Consider the following 22,651-nt stretch of genomic DNA (forward strand, 5'->3'; position numbering starts at 1 on the left):
ATTATTTTGCTTTTTCTACCCTTATGCCCACATCATTTACCTCGTGCAGGGGATTATCGCGCATGTTTTGTTCCATTTCAAAGGTGTAAGTTCCTTTTTCGGGGAATTTAAAATTGGTGAGGAAAGGTACCTGGTAGCTATATAAATTGCCTGACCCCTGCCCCAGCCACTCGCCGAACGGATTGGCCAGTTTAACTTCGTATCGGGTTATTCCTGTTAATTTCGGGCCGCTTTTACGTATCAGTATAAAAATATTGGAGTACTTATATTCACCCGTAACCCGCAGATTAATATAAAGGTTGTACGGAATAGAAGCGTCATCAATTTTAAAAGTGTTTTTTACACTGTTGGCATACGACCAATTATGATTATCAACAGGTATATTCTGATCAAAAACTGCACCGGGATCGGTGCATCCGCTCATATAAAGCATCGCCGATCCTAAGAGTAACATAAAAAATAGCTTATGAGCCGCCTTCATTCCCTTTGTTCTGATCGTTCCGGTTGTTTCTGTTCGGCCTGAAACGGCGGTTGTTACGGTTTTTATTATTAGGGACATTGCTTTTAATAGCTTCTGCTGGTTTATTTTCTGTTGCTTGTGGTATAACTACGCCTTGTGGTTTATTACCCTGGGGCTTATTACGATTTTTGTTCTTCTTTTTGTTGCGATTACGCTCATCAAGCCTGGTTAAACTGTCCTGCCCTACAACATTTTCATAATCCAGTGCTTTTACCGGTTTGCTTTCCTCTTCCTTGCTCTCGCCAAGGTCGGCAGGAATAATGCCTTCTTTATTTTGCTGCTGAATTTCTTTTACGCGATCTATCTCCAAAGGAATCCAGTTATCTTCCCGGGGATAGCTAAACCACATCAACTTTTTAAAGATATCCGTTTTTTGTAAACGGGCATCACCTTTTTCAGTTCTAAGCACATTCACATTATCTGGGATATATTTTAAAGCATCCATGTAAGTGTCAAGCTCATAGTTTAAACAACATTTCAACTTACCGCATTGGCCGGCCAGTTTTAATGTGTTTAAAGAAAGATTTTGATAACGTGCCGCTGACGTGGAAACCGTTTTAAAATCTGTTAACCAGGTTGAGCAGCATAATTCGCGCCCGCATGAGCCGATACCGCCTAAACGGCTGGCTTCCTGCCGCATTCCGATCTGTCTCATTTCGATCCTGATCCTGAAGGATTCGGCCATTTTTTTGATCAATTCGCGAAAGTCCACGCGGCCTTCGGCCGTATAATAGAAAGTTGCCTTGCTTTTATCGCCCTGGTAATCCACATCGCTTATTTTCATCGACAAGCCAAGTTCCAAAGCCAGCTTACGCGTTTTGTGCATGGTTTCCCATTCAAGTTCTTTGGCGGCTTTCCACTTGTCTACATCCGTAGGGCTTGCCTTGCGGTAAACTTTTTTGGTTACGTCTGCCTCGGTTACACGGTGTTTTACCATCTGCATCCGCACCAATTCGCCGGTTACAGATACGTGTCCCACATCAAAACCACCGGTAGCGGTTTCTACCACAACCAGTTCGCCTGCCTCCAGGTAAATATTGTCAGTATTGATAAAAAAGTCCTTACGCGAACCTTTAAATTTCACTTCAATAATAGAAAAAGGCTTATAATTTGCCGGCATATCCATATTAGACAGCCAGTCGTAAACATCTAATTTGCTGCAGCCATTAGTAAGGCATGAGCCGTTACTTTTGCAGCCGGCGGGTGAACAACCACCCGATGAGCAACTTCCACATCCCATAATTTAATCCGGTATATAAAGAGTCCCTTGCGGGAGCGTTTTAAAATTTAGAATTTTAATAATTTGTAAAGATACATCTAAAAATAAGATTTTCGGATTTGCATTTCGCTCAATATGATAATGCGCTTTTTCAAGCTCCGTACTTATTGCCTGGGCCATCGCTGTGTTCATTACATTGGTCATTTTTTGGGCGGTTTCCAGTTCCTGCGCAGGCAGGTGTACCAGTGAGCCAGCACCCGACATCAGCAAGCAGCACTCGCGTATGAAACTGATGCCATAGCGCAAAAAATTCTTTTGATTTTCGCGCCCCATTTTTGAAGCCTGATCCACAAAAGCCATTACTTCAGGTCCTTTATTGCCAAAACACAGGCGCAACCATTGAACGAACAATGTATGATAACTCTTGTTTTCCTGTTGCAGCATAGCCAGGGCTTCGGTCAGGTTACCATTGCTCAGGTATGCAATTTCAGCAGCGGAAAATTCGGTTTGATGGTGATTTTGGATCAGCTCTTCCTTTATTTCATCATAGCTTAAAGCAGGTATTTTTACCAGTTGCGTGCGCGAGAGTATAGTATTTAATATCTGATCCTGGTTTTGTGCGACCAATAGGAACAAAGTATTGGGTTGCGGTTCTTCAATTATTTTGAGCAGCGAGTTACCTTCTTTGTCCAAATATTCGGGCAGCCAAAGGATCAATATTTTGTAAACAGATTCAAAAGGCTTAAAGCTTAATTTTTTAATGATCTGGTGGCACTCGGCAATGTTGATATTGGCCTGCTTATTTTCGGCATCCAAATAACTGCGCCAGATATCAAGGCTCAGGTAAGTATTTGCCAACAGGGCCTCGCGCCATTGTTCGATAAAACTTAAAGCCGTATCATTTTTATCCTTTGCAAAAAAAGGATAGGAAAAATGCAGATCCGGATGCATCAGCTTTTGATATTTGCGACAGGATGAGCAAACACCGCATGAATCATCAGGTTGTTTATCCTCGCAGCACAGATATTGGGCATAAGCAATAGCCAGCGCCAGGCTTCCGGAACCCTCGGGCCCCAAAAACAATTGCGCATGACTGACACGGTTTTCATTAACCATATTGATAAGCCTTTGCTTAACAGCCCCTTGTCCCGCTATGTGTTTAAACTGCATTTGGTGCAAAATAAGAATTAGATTTGAGAAGTTAGATATGAGATTTGAGACAGCCTTTCAAATGGCATATTTTTTACACTAAGTCGCCAATTTTAATCAATACTAATAACTATTACCTTTGATAATTATGGTCTCACATCTCACATCTCATATCTCATATCTACCATGAGAGTAATGGCCTTCGATTACGGTACCAAGCGCATCGGCATAGCCGTCACTGACCCGATGCAGATCATCGCGACGGGGTTGGATACCATACACCCGAAAGATATTCTCGACTACCTCAAAAAATATATGCTGACTGAACAGGTAGAACGCTTTATTGTGGGTGAACCCAAACAGATGGATAATACCCCATCGCAATCAGCTATGCATGTAAAAGGGTTTGTGACCCTATTAAAGAAAACTTTCCCTGAAATTCCCATTGAAATGCTGGATGAACGCTTTACTTCCAAAATGGCATCAGCCGCCATCGCCCAAAGCGGAATCGGTAAAAAAGCAAGACAAAATAAGGAGCTGGTAGATACGGTTTCCGCGGTGATATTGCTGCAATCCTGGATGGACCGCAGATTAGGGTGATTTATGGATTTCGTTGATTACATGTTGTGAATGTTATCTTTAATATTGATTTTAGATAACTAAACCTTATTCAATGAAAGATATAGTTAATAATAATTATAAGCACTCTGATTTAACTGCCAAAATAATCGGCTGCGCTATGAAAGTTCATAATACGCTTGGCAATGGATTTCAAGAAGTAATTTATCAGAAATGTTTGGCAATTGAATTTGAAAAACAAGGATTGATATTTGCGAGAGAATTAGAAATTCCTATTTATTATGAATCAATCAAAGTAGGAACAAGACGAGTGGATTTTTTAGTCGCAGATGTAATAGTCGTAGAGTTAAAAGCTCTTAATAAATTGGAAGAAATCCATCTTGCACAAGGCTTAAATTATTTGGAAGCATACAAATTGGAAACCGGATTATTGATAAACTTTGGCTCGAAAAGTCTTGAATTTAAAAGGATATCAAACGAGCATAAGCTCTCTAAACAGCAAAATCAATCGATTTAATTAGTTCAAATAAATCTGTTAATCAGTTATTTAGATAAAAAAATCAACGAAATCCATAAATCATTCGAATCAACGGTGTATCTTTGGCGCCATGGAGATTCTACCCCATGACCTTCAGCTGTACCTGGAAGATCATTGCGATCCGGAACCACCAGCGTTGAAAAAGATCAATAGGGAGACCTATTTAAAGGTACTTCAGCCTCATATGCTATCGGGTCATTACCAGGGCCGGTTGCTGAGTATGCTGAGCAAAATGATGCAGCCAAAAAGCATACTGGAGATAGGTACTTTTACCGGCTACTCTACTATTTGCCTTGCCGAAGGGTTAGCTGCTGACGGTATTATCCATACCATTGAGATAAACCGCGAGATGGAAGAAATGCTTTCCCAGCACTATAAGTCCACAAATGTGGAGAAAAAAGTGAAGCAATATTTCGGTCCTGCAGCACAAATTATCGTAGAAATAGAAGAAAATAATTTCGATCTTGCATTTATTGATGCTGACAAAAGAAATAATTTGCATTATTTTCAGTTAGTAATTGAGAAAATAAGGTCAGGTGGGCTTATTATAATTGATAATGTTTTGTGGAAAGGGAAAGTATACGGCGCAGAAAACGATACCGATACCCGACTAATCCGTGAACTTAATGACCATATTACCCAGGACACACGGGTTGAAAAACTAGTCCTCCCGGTTCGTGACGGTGTTATGCTCATTAGAAAAAAATGATTATGAAAAAACTCTTATTGATTTTAACACTGTTGATTTCATCATTAGCTGTTTCAGCTCAAAACACATCCCAATCCTACATAGAGAAATTTAAAGACAACGCCGTTCGCATTATGCACGAAAGCGGTGTACCTGCCAGTATTATTTTGGCAGTGGCTATGCATGAGTCGGCAAATGGGAACAGCCATATTGCAAAAACACTGAACAATCAGTTTGGTGTTAAGGGGTATAGTACCCATGTTTACTATGAGAACAACAAAAAGATAAGGACATCTTATAAAAAATATAATTCGGTGATGGACTCTTTCCAGGATTTTGCCCGCATCATGACCGAGCGTGAGCAATTCAGCCACCTGGCGGAAACGCTTACTCATTATGATTACACGGCCTGGGCAAAAGGCATACAACGCAGCGGCTATTGCAGCAGCCATAAATGGTCATCGCAGGTATTGGCCATTATCCGTAAATATCAGCTGAATACGCTTGATGAAAATCCTGCAGATCAAAAGCAATTAGCAGCAAACCAACAATAATTTGTATATAAATCTTAAGTTTGGCGCATAATACTATACTGTCAATTAAGATTTTACTGTTCATGCGAAAATCAATTTACTTCTCTCTTCTGTTTTCATCTGCTTTACTTTTAAGTTCGTGTGCTGTACATAATGGATTGATCAGCAATCGGGAAGCACATAAGAATAACCAGTCGATACAGAAAGCCAATAGCGAAAGCATCGCCGGTTATACGCCCTATACTTCATTAACCTATATAGATCGTTTTAAAGGAATTGCTATACAGGAAATGAATCTTTACGGTATACCGGCAAGTATAACATTAGCACAAGGATTATTTGAATCCGGTAGTGGCAATGGTGAGCTGGCAAGGGTGGCAAATAATCATTTCGGCATTAAATGCAACAATGAATGGAAAGGCAAGGGTTATTATAAAGACGATGACAATCATAACGACTGTTTCAGAGTATACGACCGCCCTGAGGATTCTTTCCGCGATCATTCTGAGTTTTTGAAACGACCCCGTTATGCCAAACTCTTTCAACTGGATAAAAACGACTATGTGGGCTGGGCTAATGGTTTAAAGGCCGCAGGATACGCTACTAATCCAAATTATCCGCAATTACTGATCAATGTTATACAGAAATATAATCTTGATCAATACGATCGCCCTGAAACTGAGGTTCAAAAAGAAAAGCGCGAGGACAAAGTGCTCACCCAGATCAACGATAATGGACTAATGGCTGGTAAAGATTCGGTTACACAGGGCACTACAGTAAATAAAAGCTATACGGTAACAACTGGTGATACACTATACTCCATTTCCCGGCGTTTTGGCATAACAGTTGATGATCTTAAAACATTAAATAATCTTCCTGATAATAATATCAGGATCGGGCAAAAGCTGACTGTGGTAAAATAGGGATGTTAATTTTTGTTAAATAGCGTGATGAAGCCCGGCCGAAAGCTTAGTTTTAATTTTAGAATGAGATTATGGCTGCTTTTATTGTTATGTGGATTGTCTTTTAGATCAATTGCACAGGATAAACCAAGTCCCAAACGAGACGGGCAGTTAGAGGGTGTAGTTTACGATAAAGATACCAGGGACCGGGTAGCCCGCACAAATATCATCAACAACACTACAGGCGAATCCTTTTACAATAATTTAAAAGGAGAATTTAAGATCGATGCCAAACCGGGCGATCAGCTGATATTTATAAAGCAGGATTATTTGCCGGATACATTATTGGTAAAAGACAAGGAGAACCTTGTTGTTTCCTTACAGCGTTCGGCTATCCCCCTTAAAGAAGTAACCATACATGATTCGTTGGCTACTCCACTGCAACGGTTCCAGGCTACACGAAAATCTTTTAGTAAGGCATACGGATCAAACGCTTACAGTGATATTTTAAGCACTGCGCCGGCTGGTGGTGCGGGTTTAAGTATCGACGCCTTATGGAACTCATTGAGCCGGAGCGGGCGCAATGCACAGCATTTACAGGGGATAATTCAAAGCGATTACCAGCAAAATGTGATAGATTACCGTTTTAACCGTACTTATGTGGGCAATATCACCAAGTTAAAGGGTCAGGACCTGACAAATTTTATGGTCAGATACAGGCCGGGGTATTATACCGTAACTACGGCAACGGAGTATGAGTTTATAACTTATATCCGTAATAATTTGAGAAGATACCTGCATAATAAGAGAATTTATTCGCAGCAGCCTTTAAACACTAATAAAATTCAAAGTCCGGATTAAAGTGTTTCAGATGGCTGATGTTCGATTTGATTTTAAAACAAATTTGATTTTACGTTAATTTGCGAACTATGTCAAAAATAGGTCTAGGGTTAATTCTGCTTGTATTATCCGTTACTTCTGCCTCCGCACAAAATACCGACAGCCTTAAAGTAGATACTAACTTACTCAACAAATACCGTATTGAGCCCCGAAAAAATGCTTTGCCTATCCGTATCAGACCAGTGCAGATCACCGAACAATTAATACCAATAGAGCTGCTTGATTATAAAGTGAGCTACTGGCACAAAACACTTGTTTTTGGTTTAAACTTTAACCAATCGGCATTTACCAGTAACTGGAGCGCCGGTGGTATCAGTTCGGTAGCTTTGGGTAGTACTTTTGATTTTAAAGCTGAATACAACAAAACGCCATTTAGTTATACTTCGGAAACCAACTTCATCTATGGCATAGCCGCTAATAAGGGACAGGGTGCACGAAAAACTAATGACCGTATATTCCTGGATAATAAAGTGGCCTCTCAGCTATCAAAACGCTGGTTTCTGTTTGGATCATTAAGTTTTGAGTCGCAATTTTCTCAAGGGTTTACCTATACTGATGCTAATGGGAATGAAATCAACCAGGGGCTGCTGATCTCTAATTTCATGTCGCCGGGATATTTGACAGAATCATTGGGGTTTGAGTTTAAACCAAATAAATTCTATGATATTCGTTTTGGTACAGGCACGGCAAAGCAAACGTTTGTTTTAGATACAACCATCTATCACAATCAGCCTGATAATTACGGCGTAAAGCCGGGTCATACTTTTTATAATCAGCTTGCCGTGCAGATAGTGGCTGCTGTTGATAAGGATATAATGAAGAATCTGCACCTTAACGCCCGCTATGCTTTGTTTGTGCCTTACCAGCAACCACTGGCCTATACAACCCATCGTTTGGATGCAACACTAACAGCAAAGGTAAACCGGTTGATCAATGTGACCATGAATGGTACCTTCCTGTATGATAAAAACACCTCTCCCCGACCGCAGGCTACTGAAGGGTTGGCTATGGGTGTGAATTATACATTCCCGTAAGATGATTATTCCATTTTATTTGGCTAAAGCCATTTAACCCATTAACTTATCCGCCCCATAAATGGGACGGCAATGAATAAAGTGTATTGCTGTATTATTTATTGTCATTAGTTCAGCCGACGGACAAAGAATTATCCAAAATAAGGCTTTATCCAAATTCGGTTTATGCCATTTTTCACTTATACAGAGCATAGTATGTTTCAAAATCATACCTTTGTATCCTCAAATTAAGGATTAAAAGTATTTTATTATAATGTTTGAAAATCTTTCGGATAAACTCGACAGGGCGTTTAAGGTCCTGAAGGGACAAGGAACCATTACAGAGATCAACGTGGCAGAGACCATGAAGGAGATACGCAAAGCCCTTCTGGATGCCGACGTTAACTATAAAACTGCTAAAGCTTTTACCGATGAGGTAAGGCAAAAAGCCATGGGTCAGAATGTACTGACCTCCATCTCTCCGGGCCAGTTGCTCACCAAGATCATGAGTGATGAGCTGACCGAACTGATGGGCGGCAGCACAGCCGAACTGAATTTCCCGGCCACTCCTACTGTAATATTGATAGCAGGTTTGAACGGTGCGGGTAAAACTACTTTCAGCGGTAAGCTGGCTAATTTTTTAAAGACGCAGAAGAATAAAAAACCACTGCTGGTGGCCGGCGACGTCTACCGCCCTGCAGCTATTGAACAGTTAAAGGTTTTGGGTGAGCAGATTGGCATACCCGTTTATGCTAACCTGGAATCAAAAGATCCGATTGCAATTGCAAGGGAAGGTGTGGCTTTGGCTAAACAGAACGGCAATAATGTGGTGATCATAGATACCGCCGGTCGTTTATCTATTGATGAAGCCATGATGGTGGAAATTGAGCAGGTAAAAGATGCGGTAAAACCACACGAAATATTGTTCGTGGTGGATTCCATGACCGGCCAGGATGCAGTGAATACTGCGAAAGTATTTAACGACCGCCTTGACTTTACCGGTGTGGTGTTGACCAAATTGGATGGTGATACCCGTGGCGGTGCAGCATTATCCATCAAATCGGTAGTGAACAAGCCGATCAAATTTATCGGTACAGGCGAGAAGATGGAAGCGCTGGATGTTTTCCACCCGGATCGTATGTCATCGAGGATATTGGGCATGGGCGACGTGATCTCGCTGGTTGAACGTGCACAACAGCAGTTTGATGAGAAAGAAGCTGCCGAGCTGCAAAAGAAGATCCGCAAGAATAAATTCGACTTTAACGATTTCTACAGCCAGATACAGCAGATCAAAAAGATGGGTAACATGAAAGATCTGATGGGCATGATACCCGGCGTTGGCAAAATGATGAAGAATGTAGAGGTGGATGATGATGCGTTTAAAAATATCGAATCTATCATACTTTCCATGACCCCGTATGAAAAAGAAAACCCGGATTCCATCAACCAAAGCCGCCGTAACCGTATCGCAAAAGGTTCGGGAACTGATATGCAGGAAGTAAACCGCCTGATAAAACAGTTTGAGGATATGCGCAAGGTGATGAAACAAATGAGCAATCCTGCGGCAATGGCGAGTATGATGCGGAGAATGCCACGTTGAGATTATTTCGAATTTCGGATGTTCGATTTCGGATTTACTTATGAGCGGCTCTGGCCGCTTTTTTGTTTACAAACTATTTATATTTAAAGCATGAAATTACCCTTATTACTTTGCGCATTAATCTTTTCGACAAATCTTTTCGCACAAACTGTAAAAATAACAAATGATAAAACTGACAAGGGTATAAAAGAGAGGTTTTATGTTTTAAAATCTGATAACAGCATTAAGGATGGACCATATGCTGCTTATTCACTTCATGGCGGCCACTTACTTTGTGAAGGGTTCTACAAAAATAATAATAGAGATAGTGTTTGGAACGGTTATGATCATAATGGCGAGATCGAGGTTAAATATGATTATACTCACAAAAAATTACTGCTGTTTAATCCACCTAAGTCCGTTAAAAGTATCGAAAAATATAATTTAATAAACGGCCCGGATACCACAAACGTAACTTTGGATCAGCCACCTATATTTGTGGATGGAGATAATAAAATACTTCAATTATATATTGCTAATATTCGGTATCCTGCTGTGGCAAAAGAAGACAATATACAGGGGAAAGTAATAGTAGCATTTACAATAGATGCTCATGGCAATATTTCAAATTATCGGGTTAAAAAACCAATAGGTGGTGGCTGTGATGAAGAAGCATTGCGTGTTGTTAAATTAATTGAAGGAGATTGGTTGCCGGGTATATTTAATGAGATGCCTGTTACTGTTGAATATGAATTACCCTTTACTTTCACACTTGCTAGAGACTAATTTTATGTTAAAACGAATTTTTATTTTTCTACCAGGATTGTTTGTTGTTTGTTTTTCTGCAAATGCCCAATCACCCGGTGCCATCATCGATGTACAGCATTACACCTTTTCCATACAGCTGACTGATGCAGATAATGTGATCAACGGACAGGCAGATGTTTCTGTTAAATTCTTGAAGAAAGCCCAATCGTTCAAGATCGACCTGGTTAAAAAAAATAGTTCGGGCAAAGGAATGCTTGTGGGCATGGTGACAGAAGATAAGCAGGAACTGAAATTTAAGCAGGATAGTGATGCGATCAATATAAATGCAACTGCTGAGGTTGGCAGTGAGCATACCTATCATATAGTTTATCAAGGTGTGCCCGTTGATGGGTTGATCATCTCGACCAATAAATTCGGTCACCGTACTTTTTTTGGGGATAATTGGCCCAATCGTGCACACAATTGGTTGCCTTGCGTGGACGAACCCGCAGATAAAGCCACTGTGGATTTTATAATAACCACACCAGATCATTACCAGGTAATTGCAAACGGATCAATGGTGAGTGAGACGCCGTTGCCGGATAATCAAAAAATAACTCACTGGAAAGAAACCGCACCTCTGCCTACCAAAGTGATGGTAATAGGTGTGGCGGATTTCGCGGTTGACCATACCGGAGATGTGAAGAATATTCCTGTTTACACGTATGTTTTCCCGGAAAATAAAGATGTTGGTTTTAATAGTTACGCTGTTGCAAAAGAAATACTGGCCTATTATATAGATAAGGTTGGTCCGTATGCATATGAGAAACTAGCGAACGTCCAATCCAAAACTATATTTGGTGGTATGGAGAATGCCAGCTGCATTTTCTATTTTGAAAACTCGGTTGGTGATAAAGGGATTGAAGAATTAATGGCACATGAAATTGCGCACCAATGGTTTGGCGATGCTGCGAGCGAGAAAAATTTTAGTCATTTATGGCTGAGCGAAGGTTTTGCCACTTATATGACCAATGTTTACCTGGAACATAAATACGGTATCGACACCTTAAAAAAGCGCGAGATAACTGATAGGAAAACGGTACTTGATTTTGAGAAGAGCAGGAAAACTGCCGTTGTGGATACCACCGTGCATGCTAATTACATGGTGCTATTGAACGCAAACAGCTACCAAAAAGGCGGCTGGATATTGCACATGCTAAGACGCAAGCTTGGCGATACAGCTTATTGGAAAGGGATACGCTCTTATTATGCTAAATACGAGAATGGTAACGCGAACACAAATGATCTGCGGACAGAACTGGAAAAGGCAAGCGGGCAAAATCTGGAACAATTTTTTAAACAATGGCTGTATAGCCCCGGCACGCCACATTTAAATATTACCTATCTGTATAATAAAGTAAAGAATACAGTCGACCTGACCATTACACAGAAACAGGCTGCACTATTTAATTTCCCACTGGAAATTTCAGTGGGTGGTGAGGTGCATACGGTAACAATAAAAGATAAAGCGACCCATGTTCAATTTGCTGTTAAACAAGCATCTGCGCCGCTTGTCATCGATCCAAACGTGAATTTACTGGCTGATTTTGAGGTGAAGGAACAAATACAATAGTGTAATTTAGTTTTGTTTGATAGGCATTTTTTCGTATATTGTTTTGTAAAATAAAAATATTCGAAACAATATACTTTGGATAATCGTTTTACGTTATATGTTTAAACAATAAATCACTTGATGCTTTCCCCCTAAAAGTATCATCAACCGTTAACCTTTAAACACTTACAGCCATGTTTAAATCCTATCAATCCATTTATGTAACGTCATACAGGTGGATGTTCAGAAACTTCGGTCAGGGTAAATTGCCCCAATTTAAATCATTATTTAATGTGAGTTTCCTGCTTATTATCGTACTGACTACGGCATTGCTTTTAGCACAATTTATGCTGCGTTCGCAACGATTTACAGCAAGTGCGGGTATGGATACGGCTATTTTGCTGGGTGCGGTGGGTTTCCTCCTGTTCAATTACCTTATTCTTTTAAATAACAGGTGGCTTAAGGGCCTTAACTACAAGCTTGCAACTTTGAGCCGGCACAACCCTAACAAATGGTCGGTAGTGGTGCTGGTTAATGTGATCATTATTTGCGGGTTCGTGTTTTTTACCGCGATTTAATTAAGAATTGTCATCCTGAGGAACGAAGGATCTTCTCTAATATGCATAGTGAAGAGGCAGGTCGAAGAAGATTCTTCACTATGAATGACAACGTAATTTCTATAACTTAGGCTTGGTTAAACTCTATGTTAATCAGGCTAAATGTCAAGCAACATAAATTTTCAAACTATAGATTGGTCAGCGATAGCCTCATCTGTTCACCTTGGTGAAACGGGTGAGGCTTTTTGGCAAACAATACAATTTCCGGGATTACGTATTAGGATAGTTGAATACTCGGCAGGCTATCTTGCTGATCATTGGTGCCAGAAAGGCCATATTGTTCACTGCCTCGAAGGTGAATTTGTTAGTGAGCTGCAAAGTGGCGAAGCATTCACCCTGACGAAGGGAATGACTTATGTGGTATCGGATGAATTAAGCAGTCATAGATCGATCTCAAAGGATGGGGTTAAGCTATTGATCATCGATGGTGATTTTTTAAAGTAACACGATTTATCAAGACAAATATGTTCAAGCACAACCTACTCCTTACTTAAAGAAACTTTAAAAGACACAAAAGCACTTTCTTAATTAACCTCATTGGTCTTTCCAGCGGACTTGCCTGCGTAATGGTTATTTACTTATGGGTAAATGATGAATTAAGCTTTGATAAATATCATGTGAATGATAGTCGGCTTTATCAGGTAATGACCAACATTAAAAGCGAAAAAGGTATTGATACTAGAAAAGATACTCCACATACTTTGGCGGAGGTTCTTCCCTTAGAGATGCCTGAGGTAGAATATGCTGTTATTGCTACCCCTGATTTATTTTTGCCAGAATTTACATTGTCAGGGAATAACAAAAAAATAAAGGGAGCCGGAAAATTTGCCAGCAAAGATTTTTTTAAAATTTTCTCTTATCACCTGGTTCAAGGTACTGAATCAAATGTGCTGTCAAATAAAGATGCGATTGTTATTTCTGAAAGTCAGGCACGCAATTTATTCAGATCGACTGATAACGTCATTGGAAAAACGATTGGTTGGGATGTGGCTGGAATGAAAAAAGAATGCATAGTTACCGGCATTTTTAAAGATGTACCTGTAAATAGCTCCGGGCATTTTGACTTCGTACTGTCCTTCGACGCCCTTAAAGATATAATGGGAATGGGAACAGGAAGTGCAATTGGACTATCAGAGCCTTTTAATACGTATTTAGCGGTAAAGAATGGGACTAACATTGATAATTTCAATGATAAATTAACCCGATATGTAAGAGATCAAAGTAAGGATGGGAATCGGAGTTTCTTTCTTAAACGCTTTTCCGATAATTATCTATACAGCAAATATGAAAATGGGAAACAGACCGGAGGAAGAATTGAGTACGTGAAACTTTTTTCACTGATTGCTTTGTTCATACTCATTATTTCAGCTATAAATTTCATGAACCTGTCTACTGCTAAGGCAGCAAAAAGGGTAAAAGAGATAGGCATAAAAAAGGCTATGGGTGTTGGAAGAAAGGTGCTGATACTGCAATACATGCTTGAATCCCTTTTAATGAGCTCTCTGTCTGTAATAGTTGCAGTGTTTATTGTTTTTCTCTTATTGCCACAATTTAATGAGATCACACAAAAAAGTCTTCATTTACAATTCACTACGGAACTTTGTTTAGCCCTTATTGGTATCACCTTATTTACCGGACTTTTATCAGGCAGTTACCCCGCTTTATATCTGTCGGGATTTAAACCCGCTATGATATTAAAAGGGAAGTTTAATAATTCAATAGCAGAGCAATTGACCAGGAAAGGATTGGTAGTTTTTCAATTTAGCCTGTCCGTAATATTTATTGTTTCGGTTCTTGTAGTCTATAAACAAATAGATTATGTACAGAATAAGAACCTGGGTTTTGATAAGAACAATGTTATCTATTTTGAATCAGATGGGAAAGCCCCTGAGGCCTACCTCAATGAAATACAAAAATTACCGAGTATAGAAAGCGCTTCCAGCATGATCGGAAACCTGATAGGCGATGATTTTGGAGGCACGGCAACTATAGACTTTAATGGGAAAAAAATACCTTTTCGTTCATTTGGGGTAAATTATGGGTTTATCGAAACATTGGGAATAAAGATCAAAGAGGGAAGATTTTTTTCTAAAAATTTTGGTTCAGATAATTCTCAAATAATTTTAAATGAAGCGGCTGTTGAGGCGATGGGGCTTAAAAACCCTGTCGGGACGATAAGTAAAGGACCGGGGTACAATACTGAAATTATTGGGGTGGTAAAGAACTTCCACTTTCAATCGCTGCATGAGAAAATAGAACCGATGAAATTCCGGATTGATAATTACACAGCATCAACGATACTCGCCAAAATTAAGCCAGGCAAAGAAAAAGAGGCGTTGAGTAACCTGGCAAATCTTTACAAAAAGTTTAACCCCGGTCTTACTTTTAATTACAAATTTTTGGACCAGGATTACCAGGCTTTATATGTTTCTGAAAAGCAGGTTTCAGTTTTATCACGATATTTTGCGGGCTTATCCATTTTGATATCCTGCCTGGGCCTCTTTGGCTTATCTGCATTCACTGCCGAAATGAAGATTAAAGAGATTGGCATCAGGAAAGTATTAGGCTCAAGTGTGTTTGGTATAGTCCGTTTATTATCCGGGGAGTTTACTAAAATGATATTGATTGCCATTTGTATAGCCTTACCATTAAGCTATCTTATCGCCAAAAACTGGCTTGATGATTTTGCTTACCGGATAAATTTGGAATGGTGGTATTTCTATGGCGCAGCTATTTGCACTTTGGCGATTGCATTATGTACAGTGAGCTATCAATCCATTAAAGCGGCGGTGATTAATCCCGCAAAATCTCTAAGATCTGAATAAACCATGGGATGGTTAGGGGGATTATCTTCGCCAATCCCCCCCTTGCGCTGCGATTAACCACTTTATTTAACCTTCATTAGCTGTAGCTTTCTGAAAATAGCAGTGTGCAGGAACAATATTGTTGCCGGGGCAAATGCAGGGAACCACACAAATGGGAATATCGTCATTTCCAAATCACCGCGTTCACCGGTGATGATGGAGTTTCTAGTAGTGATAGCCACAATCACGAGCAATACAAGAATGTCCAATATCCCAAAAATGTTCCACGCATAAACTGCTTTTATACGCCAGGATTTGCCTTTTGCAGCCATTTTTGCTACAGGAAAAGCCAATAGCGCCGTAATGATGTCGCCCATTCCTGCTGAAAAAGCAAGGTCGGCAGGAAGCAAATGATAGCAATAAATAATGATGAAGAAAACACCGAGCAGACGGAATATATGCATAGTGATTAGGGATTCTAACGTAATTGACCTGAGTAAATTTTTGAATAATTTAGTGTTTCCGACAATTGCAAATAGTATAATGGTTAATGGGATAGCAGCATAGACCATTATTTTAGGGGGCAGTGAAAAGATGTAAAACGCGCCCTTTAAAGCAAATATTGAAACATAAGCGAGATAAATAATATAAAAACCCACAATGCCGAATTGAATATTTCTCGCTTTTTCCGAAGTTATGCCGGCATTGAGGGCCGCCTCTTTTGCCGGGTTTGCGATTAAAAAAAGCGAATAAAGAAAACTTGCGATGAATAGAACTATAATCCAAACGGGGATAATTGATATGTAGCTTGCCATTTTATTTTGATTAAGTTAATAAGGCAAAGGAAAATCAAATATCCTGGCTTACACTTGGCATATGGCAAGAAATGAGATGGACTATTTTTTTACAAATTCTTTTCTTATTCTGCTCAATGACGTGTCGGTTATGCCCAGGTAAGAGGCAATGTGTTTTAAAGGAGCATTTTGAAGTACTTCAGGGTTCGAATTGATGAGGTTGCTATAACGCTGCTCTGCCGTTTCCTGCAACATTGATAACATTCGTTGTTTCAATGTACTGTAATGGTTAATGATATTTAGCCGTCCAAATTCACGAAACTCAGGGAATGTATGGAAGTTTGTCTGCATATCCTCGTAAGTAAGATACCACGTTTCGCAATCAGTTAATGCCTGGATATATTCTTTCGATGGTGTCCTTTTAAAAAATGAAACAAGGTCACTGGAGAACATTTTTTTTGAATAAAATGCGGTGGTTACCTCATTGCCTTCAAGGTCATAAGTGTATGACCTTGTTATACCCTCTTCGATAAAATGAGACTCGTTACAAATGGCTCCTTCTTTTAATAAATACTCGTTCCTGCTAATTTTCTTTGTCTTATATTTCTCCACTAACTGCTCGGCCTTGCTGGTACTCATCGGCAATACACTTTGAAAAAGCTGAATCAGACTATCCTTATTCATGGTCAATTTAAAGTACTTACAATATGATAAAAGTAATAAACCCTGTCAAACTTCCAAATTAAAGCCGGGTCTGATGTTATAGGTTAAAGTCATTATCCCTGTGTATGAGGATTGGCTCCTTAACATGCTTTCGTCCATCACAAAAATTCTCTATCTTTCGCTTAATAAACTTTATCACAGTGTTAGTTAAAACTTTTGGAAGCGCGGTCTATGGTATAGAGGCCATTACAATAACCATTGAAGTAAATATAAGTGGCGGGGCCAAACCATTCTATTTAATTGTTGGCCTGCCGGATAACGCCGTGCGTGAATCTATGCAGCGTATTGAAGCCGCCCTGCAAACCAATAATTTCCGTATGCCCCGGCAAAAAATAATCGTAAATATGGCCCCGGCAGACATCCGCAAGGAAGGCTCGGCATATGATCTTCCCATAGCCCTCGGCATACTCGCCGGCTCCGGGCAGGTAGATAATGAAAACCTGGAGAAATACATTATCATGGGCGAACTTTCGCTGGATGGCGGATTGCAGCCTATTAAAGGTGCTTTACCTATTGCTATTCAGGCCCGTAAGGATGGTTTCAAAGGCTTTATCCTCCCAAAACAAAATGCACGTGAGGCAGCCATAGTAAATGACCTGGAAGTGTATGGCGTAGAGAACATTAAAGAGGTAGCCGGATTTTTTAATGGCGATATTCAGTTAGAACCCGTAGTAGTAAATACCCGCGATGAGTTTTATAACAGCCTTTGCAATTACGATAGTGATTTCAGCGAAGTTAAGGGGCAGGAAAATATTAAACGTGCTTTGGAGATAGCTGCTGCAGGCGGTCATAATGTGATCCTGATCGGTCCGCCGGGGGCAGGTAAAACTATGCTTGCGCGAAGGTTGCCATCCATATTGCCGCCGCTGAGTTTGTACGAATCATTAGAAACCACCAAGATACATTCCGTAGCCGGGAAGCTTTCAACAGCAGATGCGCTGGTAACTATCAGGCCGTTCCGGTCACCGCACCATACTATTAGTGATGTGGCGCTCGTAGGCGGGGGCAGTAACCCGCAGCCGGGTGAAATTTCATTGGCGCATAATGGTGTGTTATTTTTAGATGAATTGCCGGAGTTTAAACGCAGTGCCCTTGAGGTGATGCGCCAGCCGCTGGAAGAACGCCGCGTAACGATATCAAGGGCGAAGTTTACGGTGGACTATCCTAGCAGCTTTATGCTGATCGCGAGTATGAACCCCTGCCCTTGCGGCTATTATAATCACCCGGAGAAGGAATGCATTTGTCCGCCAGGGACGGTGCAGAAGTATTTGAGTAAGATATCAGGGCCTCTATTAGATCGTATCGATCTGCATGTGGAGGTTACTCCGGTTAATTTTTCGGAACTATCCTCCGACCGGCTTGCCGAAAAAAGCGAAAACATACGCGAACGTGTGATCCAGGCGAGGGAAAAGCAAATAGAACGTTTTGGCGAAAAACCCGATCTGCACGCCAACGCCCAGATGAGTCCGCAAATGGTAAGGGATATTTGTAAAATCGATCTCGCCGGGCAAACCCTGTTAAAAAAGGCCATGGAAAAACTAGGCCTCAGCGCCCGGGCTTATGACCGGATACTGAAAGTATCCCGTACCATAGCTGACCTCGCCGGAAGCGAGGATATTAAACTGGAGCACCTGGCCGAAGCGATACATTTTAGAAGTTTGGATCGAGAGGGATGGGCGGGGTAAGTATGACTGATGATAAAATAACCAAATCGTCGGATTGAAAGCCTAAATATTTTTATTATATTTTAAATATAGGATGACTGAAGAATTAAATCGGATATATGAAATACAAAATAAGAATTAGTAAATGGCAACTAGCGGGTTTAATAATTTTATTGTTTTTTATAACGCTTTTAATATACAATAGAGGCAATAATCCCAACTATGAATTCAAATCTGGAAAGAAGGCGCCGGATGAATATTGGAGTTTGTTCAGGACAGATATAAAACCAAAACTTTCTGTTATTCAAAGCCTTACTTTAAAATATCAGAACCCAATAGTTGAGTTTTCTTATAATCATGGAGAAAATTTTGTCGAGGTTTTAAAACTGGATTTGAAAGGAAATTATTCTCTTGATTCATTAGTCACATTATCAAATTTAAAAAAGTTAAATACAAATGGCTTAACCTATTATCCCGTAGGTCCTCTATTCGGCGTGTTTTATAAAACAGGTAAGAATACCGTATCCCATATAGATTTAAATCTTTCTGGAGAAAGTACCAAAACACTTATTAGAAACAAGTCATTGGTATATTTTTATTCCCGATTTGACGAGTTTTCTATTAATTATAATTATTCGGATATAACCGTAGTGTATTCGAACTCAAATAAGGCTGCTGAGTCTGCGCTCGATAATGGCTCATTGCCAATTGATATTATGTTTTTGAAAAAAGGCAAAGATGTGTTTATTGTTCTTATGTCGGTTACGAATGCTAAATACCAATTAACCTCTAATCAACTATATGATTTAATTGATGTCGAGAAGTGATTGATAAAAAGCAAAGACAGCGATTTGTCAGTACTTATAAATTTGGATTTTGCAAACAACAGATTAATATTCGCAAACTACTCCAATCTGGTGCGAGTATCCAGTTGGGGAAATGCGTTAGGCTACCCGTTGCTATCCTGAATATACAAGTAGTGGATAAAAATCAAAATCCGACGTAAGGTTTTGTTACTAGTATCGACTAAGAAGTAAATATTAAAACTCCTATAATCATTTAAATCATGAAAAAATATTTACTTATAACCGCCGGGATAATTTTCTCATTACAAGTTTTGGCGCAAAGCGGTTTGAAAGAAGGCGCCATTGCTCCGGGATTTTCTGCTAAAGATAATGCAGGCAAAACGATCGATCTGAAAACCCTGCTTAAATCACACAAAGCGGTAGTCCTATTTTTTTACCGGGGAGAGTGGTGTCCTTATTGCAATAAGCAAATCAGTCAGTTACAAGATTCATTGCAATTACTAACCGGTAAAGGTGCATATGTTATTGGTGTAACACCGGAAACCGGAGAAAATATTAAGCAGACCGTCAATAAAACTCATGCCTCATTTTCAATTATCCAGGACCATGACTATAGGATAATGAAAGCATATGATGTTAATTATACCGTAAACGACGAAACCCTATCGTAACTAAAAAAATATGGAGTCGATCTGGAAAAGAACAACGGTAACAAAGATCATGTACTCCCGGTCCCCGCAACTTATGTAATCAATCCTTCAGGGAAAATCATCTATGTGCATTTTGACAAAGATTATACCCGAAGGTCATCTGTAAGTTCATTATTAAAAGTTTTAAATTAAGTAGGCCGGGTAGTTTGTGTCAGTATCCACAACATTTGAATTTTGCAAACAACAGATTGATATTCGCAAACTACCCTACCCCTTTTCGTTGCATCTTTGTTATACTATAAAAACATAATAGAGATGAAATTATCTAACAACAAAATTTTGATCACCGGTGGGGCAAGTGGCATTGGCCTGGGGCTTACCGAAAGATTTATACAGGAAAACAATACCGTTATTATTTGCGGCAGGCGCGAATCTGTTTTAAAAGATGTTGCCGCTCAGTTTCCTTCGCTAATTACTAAAGTGTGCGATCTGTCTAATGAAGCAGAGCGTATCGAGCTTTTTACCTGGGTTGCTAAAAATCACAGCGATCTGAATGTGCTCGTAAACAATGCAGGTGTACAGCAATGGATGGGATTTGATGATGCGGACTTTTTTCAGCGTGCAAAAGCGGAGATCATAACCAATATAGAAGCGCCAATCCATTTAATGTCGCTTTTTATAAATCTGAAATCGTTAGATACCATTATTAACGTGACCTCGGGTTTGTCTTTTGCGCCTTTTGCAAAAATACCTGTGTATTCAGCTACCAAAGCATTTTTCCGTTCGTTCACGCTTTCGGCACGTCACCTTTTGAAGTCAAAAAATATTGAAGTGATAGAAATGATCCCACCTGCATTGAATACCGATCTGGGTGGCAAGGGTTTGCACAATGCCGCACCTCCGGTAAGTGATTTTGTCGAGTCGATATTTGAGCAATTAAAAGAAGGAAAAAAAGAACTCACTTTCGGAACCAGCGAAACAAGGGCCAATGCCAGCCAGGAAGAGTTAAGAAATTATTTTAACATGACGAACCAGTAATTGTGAGTCTTAAGTTCTGAGTCGGAAGTCTTAAGTAAAAAATCAAAAATTCAACTCAGGACTTATGAATCAAGACTTTGGACTTAACACAGTTAGTTTGTAGATTTAGCTCTTACAAAAAATAGAAATATGAAAAATCTACCGCTTTCCGGCATCAAACGTATCTGCCGCGTTATCTGTGTGCCAGTTATTTTATCATTAGGTTTCTTAACGGCAGCTAAAATAACCCACGCCCAGGCTAAAATGATTAAAGATCCTGACGTTATTGGCAGATGGGATATTACGATGGATAAAGGCGGCAAGAGTTTGCCGTCATGGCTGGAGGTGCAGAAATCGGGCACACATACTCTGATAGGCCGTTTTACTTATGCTTTCGGCAGTGCGCGCCCAATTTCGGAAGTTAAGCCGCATGATGGCAAATACAGCTTTTCGATTCCTCCGCAATGGGAGGAAGGAACCCGCAATATGGATTTTGAATTTGACGTGAACGGCGACGTGATAAAAGGCACCATGGTTTATACAGATGGGGTGACTTATAATTTTACAGGTGTTCGCGCACCGTTACTGGCAAGGTCCAAGACACCTGTTTGGGGACAGCCTATTAAATTGTTCAATGGAAAAGATATGAAAGGCTGGCATACTGATGGCACCAATCAATGGGTAGTTGAATCAGGTATTTTAAGCAGCAAACATTCAGGCGCTAATCTGATAAGCGACCAAACATTTACCGATTTTAAGCTGCATGTCGAATTCCGTTATCAGCAGGGCAGCAACAGTGGTATTTATCTGCGCGGGCGTTATGAAGTGCAGGTGATAGATACCAAAAGCGGCGAACCGGAGCCTATCAATAATCAGTTCAGTGCCGTGTACGGTTTTCTTCCGCCTAACAAAATGATGGCGAAAGATCCGGGCGAATGGCAATCATACGATATCACCCTTGTTGGTCGTCTGGTAACCATAGTTGCAAATGGCACTACAGTTATCAGCCGGCAGGAGATACCGGGTATTACCGGCGGTGCGATCAACAGCAAAGAAGGAGAGCCTGGCCCCATCCTGTTCCAGGGTGACCATGGTCCTATCGACTACCGGAATATTGTGATCACTCCGGCGAAATAAGGAGACCTAAAGTATAATAACGGTATTTAACTCAAATTCATTGGGTTAAATACCGTTAAAACACGGTATGGAATAAGTAAAACCACTATTGCTTAATGGATTGGCCTCCAGGTATATTTAATAATTAAAAAAAGGAGGTCAAGATGGCATGGAAGCGGGTTTCAAATTATAATCTTGGATATAGTATTCCCAAAAAGCAGTTCTATTTTTACTATACATTCGTAGGGGAAAATGTGACTTACCAGATATTTCCGGACCCACAAGAATTTCTGGCCCTTGCTGATATGTTCAGGAACGAAGGTCCGATGAACTTCAACACCAATGGGAATTACTTTGTATCTGCTGCTGAACAAGTTGGTGAAGAGGAAACTCATCCGTAACGTTCAGTTTTCCGTTTCGGTTTAAGAGACTGCCACGCTCTTAAACCAGTACGGGAACCAACAAGGCAAATAAAGCTTAA

At 40.1% G+C, this 22,651-nt stretch carries 24 protein-coding genes; 19 read left to right on the forward strand and 5 right to left on the reverse strand.

Features of this window, described 5'->3' with window-relative positions:
* Nucleotide 1: 1 nt before the first annotated feature.
* The 3 genes from ACPPVU_RS01065 to ACPPVU_RS01075 are packed head-to-tail and all read right to left on the reverse strand — an operon-like array spanning nucleotide 2 to nucleotide 2,909.
* On the reverse strand, nucleotides 2–454 hold the full coding sequence (locus ACPPVU_RS01065) for a gliding motility lipoprotein GldH (protein WP_426669834.1): 453 nt from the start codon (nucleotides 452–454) through the stop codon (nucleotides 2–4).
* Between the two features lie 10 nt (nucleotides 455–464).
* Entirely contained in the window at nucleotides 465–1,760 is a 1,296-nt protein-coding gene (locus ACPPVU_RS01070) for a PSP1 domain-containing protein (RefSeq protein ID WP_426669835.1), read from the reverse strand.
* Nucleotides 1,761–1,763: 3 nt separating this feature from the next.
* Nucleotides 1,764–2,909 (reverse strand): ATP-binding protein, encoded by a 1,146-nt coding sequence (locus tag ACPPVU_RS01075; protein WP_426669836.1) that lies wholly within the window; start codon nucleotides 2,907–2,909, stop codon nucleotides 1,764–1,766.
* 165 nt (nucleotides 2,910–3,074) lie between these two features.
* On the opposite strand from ACPPVU_RS01075, the gene ruvX reads away from it, so the two are divergent.
* The 13 genes from ruvX to ACPPVU_RS01140 all read left to right on the forward strand — a co-directional run bounded on the left by ruvX (nucleotide 3,075) and on the right by ACPPVU_RS01140 (nucleotide 15,421).
* Complete coding sequence (ruvX, locus tag ACPPVU_RS01080; protein WP_426669837.1) at nucleotides 3,075–3,488, forward strand: Holliday junction resolvase RuvX; 414 nt, start codon at nucleotides 3,075–3,077, stop codon at nucleotides 3,486–3,488.
* A 73-nt stretch (nucleotides 3,489–3,561) separates the two neighbouring features.
* Complete coding sequence (locus ACPPVU_RS01085) at nucleotides 3,562–3,984, forward strand: GxxExxY protein (RefSeq protein WP_426669838.1); 423 nt, start codon at nucleotides 3,562–3,564, stop codon at nucleotides 3,982–3,984.
* 91 nt (nucleotides 3,985–4,075) lie between these two features.
* Nucleotides 4,076–4,714 carry an O-methyltransferase gene (locus tag ACPPVU_RS01090; RefSeq protein WP_426669839.1) on the forward strand — a complete coding sequence of 213 codons (639 nt, stop codon included), beginning with the start codon at nucleotides 4,076–4,078 and terminating at the stop codon, nucleotides 4,712–4,714.
* 2 nt (nucleotides 4,715–4,716) lie between these two features.
* The gene (locus tag ACPPVU_RS01095; RefSeq protein WP_426669840.1) at nucleotides 4,717–5,247 is read left to right on the forward strand and encodes a glucosaminidase domain-containing protein; all 531 of its coding nucleotides are present in this window, start codon (nucleotides 4,717–4,719) and stop codon (nucleotides 5,245–5,247) included.
* Between the two features lie 62 nt (nucleotides 5,248–5,309).
* Nucleotides 5,310–6,149 (forward strand): glucosaminidase domain-containing protein, encoded by an 840-nt coding sequence (locus tag ACPPVU_RS01100; protein ID WP_426669841.1) that lies wholly within the window; start codon nucleotides 5,310–5,312, stop codon nucleotides 6,147–6,149.
* Nucleotides 6,150–6,245: 96 nt separating this feature from the next.
* Entirely contained in the window at nucleotides 6,246–6,989 is a 744-nt protein-coding gene (locus tag ACPPVU_RS01105; protein ID WP_426669842.1) for a hypothetical protein, read from the forward strand.
* A 68-nt stretch (nucleotides 6,990–7,057) separates the two neighbouring features.
* Entirely contained in the window at nucleotides 7,058–8,062 is a 1,005-nt protein-coding gene (locus ACPPVU_RS01110) for a DUF3078 domain-containing protein (RefSeq protein ID WP_426669843.1), read from the forward strand.
* 253 nt (nucleotides 8,063–8,315) lie between these two features.
* Nucleotides 8,316–9,641, forward strand: a complete 1,326-nt coding sequence (gene ffh, locus ACPPVU_RS01115; protein ID WP_426669844.1) for a signal recognition particle protein — start codon at nucleotides 8,316–8,318, stop codon at nucleotides 9,639–9,641.
* A 90-nt stretch (nucleotides 9,642–9,731) separates the two neighbouring features.
* A complete protein-coding gene (locus ACPPVU_RS01120) occupies nucleotides 9,732–10,406 on the forward strand; it encodes an energy transducer TonB (protein WP_426669845.1) in 675 nt (224 codons plus the stop codon).
* Nucleotides 10,407–10,410: 4 nt separating this feature from the next.
* Nucleotides 10,411–12,000, forward strand: coding sequence for a M1 family metallopeptidase (locus tag ACPPVU_RS01125; protein WP_426669846.1), 1,590 nt, complete (start codon nucleotides 10,411–10,413; stop codon nucleotides 11,998–12,000).
* A 173-nt stretch (nucleotides 12,001–12,173) separates the two neighbouring features.
* Entirely contained in the window at nucleotides 12,174–12,557 is a 384-nt protein-coding gene (locus tag ACPPVU_RS01130) for a hypothetical protein (protein ID WP_426669847.1), read from the forward strand.
* 141 nt (nucleotides 12,558–12,698) lie between these two features.
* Nucleotides 12,699–13,040, forward strand: coding sequence for a DHCW motif cupin fold protein (locus ACPPVU_RS01135; RefSeq protein ID WP_426669848.1), 342 nt, complete (start codon nucleotides 12,699–12,701; stop codon nucleotides 13,038–13,040).
* A 92-nt stretch (nucleotides 13,041–13,132) separates the two neighbouring features.
* Nucleotides 13,133–15,421 carry an ABC transporter permease gene (locus ACPPVU_RS01140; protein ID WP_426672236.1) on the forward strand — a complete coding sequence of 763 codons (2,289 nt, stop codon included), beginning with the start codon at nucleotides 13,133–13,135 and terminating at the stop codon, nucleotides 15,419–15,421.
* A 62-nt stretch (nucleotides 15,422–15,483) separates the two neighbouring features.
* Here the strand turns inward: ACPPVU_RS01140 and ACPPVU_RS01145 are convergent, their stop codons facing one another.
* Nucleotides 15,484–16,215, reverse strand: coding sequence for a hypothetical protein (locus tag ACPPVU_RS01145; RefSeq protein ID WP_426669849.1), 732 nt, complete (start codon nucleotides 16,213–16,215; stop codon nucleotides 15,484–15,486).
* An 81-nt stretch (nucleotides 16,216–16,296) separates the two neighbouring features.
* On the reverse strand, nucleotides 16,297–16,878 hold the full coding sequence (locus ACPPVU_RS01150; protein ID WP_426669850.1) for a Crp/Fnr family transcriptional regulator: 582 nt from the start codon (nucleotides 16,876–16,878) through the stop codon (nucleotides 16,297–16,299).
* Nucleotides 16,879–17,057: 179 nt separating this feature from the next.
* On the opposite strand from ACPPVU_RS01150, the gene ACPPVU_RS01155 reads away from it, so the two are divergent.
* The 6 genes from ACPPVU_RS01155 (at nucleotide 17,058) to ACPPVU_RS01180 (ending at nucleotide 22,571) form a co-directional block, all read left to right on the forward strand.
* A complete protein-coding gene (locus ACPPVU_RS01155; protein ID WP_426669851.1) occupies nucleotides 17,058–18,602 on the forward strand; it encodes a YifB family Mg chelatase-like AAA ATPase in 1,545 nt (514 codons plus the stop codon).
* Nucleotides 18,603–18,700: 98 nt separating this feature from the next.
* Entirely contained in the window at nucleotides 18,701–19,408 is a 708-nt protein-coding gene (locus tag ACPPVU_RS01160; protein WP_426669852.1) for a hypothetical protein, read from the forward strand.
* A 239-nt stretch (nucleotides 19,409–19,647) separates the two neighbouring features.
* Complete coding sequence (locus ACPPVU_RS01165; protein WP_426669853.1) at nucleotides 19,648–20,058, forward strand: peroxiredoxin family protein; 411 nt, start codon at nucleotides 19,648–19,650, stop codon at nucleotides 20,056–20,058.
* Nucleotides 20,059–20,352: 294 nt separating this feature from the next.
* Complete coding sequence (locus ACPPVU_RS01170; RefSeq protein ID WP_426669854.1) at nucleotides 20,353–21,075, forward strand: SDR family oxidoreductase; 723 nt, start codon at nucleotides 20,353–20,355, stop codon at nucleotides 21,073–21,075.
* 129 nt (nucleotides 21,076–21,204) lie between these two features.
* Nucleotides 21,205–22,191 (forward strand): 3-keto-disaccharide hydrolase, encoded by a 987-nt coding sequence (locus ACPPVU_RS01175; RefSeq protein WP_426669855.1) that lies wholly within the window; start codon nucleotides 21,205–21,207, stop codon nucleotides 22,189–22,191.
* A gap of 143 nt (nucleotides 22,192–22,334) precedes the next feature.
* Complete coding sequence (locus ACPPVU_RS01180; protein WP_426669856.1) at nucleotides 22,335–22,571, forward strand: hypothetical protein; 237 nt, start codon at nucleotides 22,335–22,337, stop codon at nucleotides 22,569–22,571.
* Nucleotides 22,572–22,651: the final 80 nt, after the last annotated feature.

Origin of the sequence: Mucilaginibacter sp. McL0603, assembly GCF_049992945.1 — a bacterium.
GTDB lineage: Bacteria > Bacteroidota > Bacteroidia > Sphingobacteriales > Sphingobacteriaceae > Mucilaginibacter.

What these genes read in the sequence shown, in the direction of transcription:
- ACPPVU_RS01065 (WP_426669834.1), bottom strand. Translation starts at nt 454, where the DNA reads ATGTTACTCTTAGGATCGGCGATGCTTTATATGAGCGGATGCACCGAT.
- ACPPVU_RS01070 (WP_426669835.1), bottom strand. Translation starts at nt 1,760, where the DNA reads ATGGGATGTGGAAGTTGCTCATCGGGTGGTTGTTCACCCGCCGGCTGC.
- ACPPVU_RS01075 (WP_426669836.1), bottom strand. Translation starts at nt 2,909, where the DNA reads ATGCAGTTTAAACACATAGCGGGACAAGGGGCTGTTAAGCAAAGGCTT.
- ruvX (WP_426669837.1), top strand. Translation starts at nt 3,075, where the DNA reads ATGAGAGTAATGGCCTTCGATTACGGTACCAAGCGCATCGGCATAGCC.
- ACPPVU_RS01085 (WP_426669838.1), top strand. Translation starts at nt 3,562, where the DNA reads ATGAAAGATATAGTTAATAATAATTATAAGCACTCTGATTTAACTGCC.
- ACPPVU_RS01090 (WP_426669839.1), top strand. Translation starts at nt 4,076, where the DNA reads ATGGAGATTCTACCCCATGACCTTCAGCTGTACCTGGAAGATCATTGC.
- ACPPVU_RS01095 (WP_426669840.1), top strand. Translation starts at nt 4,717, where the DNA reads ATGAAAAAACTCTTATTGATTTTAACACTGTTGATTTCATCATTAGCT.
- ACPPVU_RS01100 (WP_426669841.1), top strand. Translation starts at nt 5,310, where the DNA reads ATGCGAAAATCAATTTACTTCTCTCTTCTGTTTTCATCTGCTTTACTT.
- ACPPVU_RS01110 (WP_426669843.1), top strand. Translation starts at nt 7,058, where the DNA reads ATGTCAAAAATAGGTCTAGGGTTAATTCTGCTTGTATTATCCGTTACT.
- ffh (WP_426669844.1), top strand. Translation starts at nt 8,316, where the DNA reads ATGTTTGAAAATCTTTCGGATAAACTCGACAGGGCGTTTAAGGTCCTG.
- ACPPVU_RS01120 (WP_426669845.1), top strand. Translation starts at nt 9,732, where the DNA reads ATGAAATTACCCTTATTACTTTGCGCATTAATCTTTTCGACAAATCTT.
- ACPPVU_RS01125 (WP_426669846.1), top strand. Translation starts at nt 10,411, where the DNA reads ATGTTAAAACGAATTTTTATTTTTCTACCAGGATTGTTTGTTGTTTGT.
- ACPPVU_RS01130 (WP_426669847.1), top strand. Translation starts at nt 12,174, where the DNA reads ATGTTTAAATCCTATCAATCCATTTATGTAACGTCATACAGGTGGATG.
- ACPPVU_RS01135 (WP_426669848.1), top strand. Translation starts at nt 12,699, where the DNA reads ATGTCAAGCAACATAAATTTTCAAACTATAGATTGGTCAGCGATAGCC.
- ACPPVU_RS01145 (WP_426669849.1), bottom strand. Translation starts at nt 16,215, where the DNA reads ATGGCAAGCTACATATCAATTATCCCCGTTTGGATTATAGTTCTATTC.
- ACPPVU_RS01150 (WP_426669850.1), bottom strand. Translation starts at nt 16,878, where the DNA reads ATGAATAAGGATAGTCTGATTCAGCTTTTTCAAAGTGTATTGCCGATG.
- ACPPVU_RS01160 (WP_426669852.1), top strand. Translation starts at nt 18,701, where the DNA reads ATGAAATACAAAATAAGAATTAGTAAATGGCAACTAGCGGGTTTAATA.
- ACPPVU_RS01165 (WP_426669853.1), top strand. Translation starts at nt 19,648, where the DNA reads ATGAAAAAATATTTACTTATAACCGCCGGGATAATTTTCTCATTACAA.
- ACPPVU_RS01170 (WP_426669854.1), top strand. Translation starts at nt 20,353, where the DNA reads ATGAAATTATCTAACAACAAAATTTTGATCACCGGTGGGGCAAGTGGC.
- ACPPVU_RS01175 (WP_426669855.1), top strand. Translation starts at nt 21,205, where the DNA reads ATGAAAAATCTACCGCTTTCCGGCATCAAACGTATCTGCCGCGTTATC.
- ACPPVU_RS01180 (WP_426669856.1), top strand. Translation starts at nt 22,335, where the DNA reads ATGGCATGGAAGCGGGTTTCAAATTATAATCTTGGATATAGTATTCCC.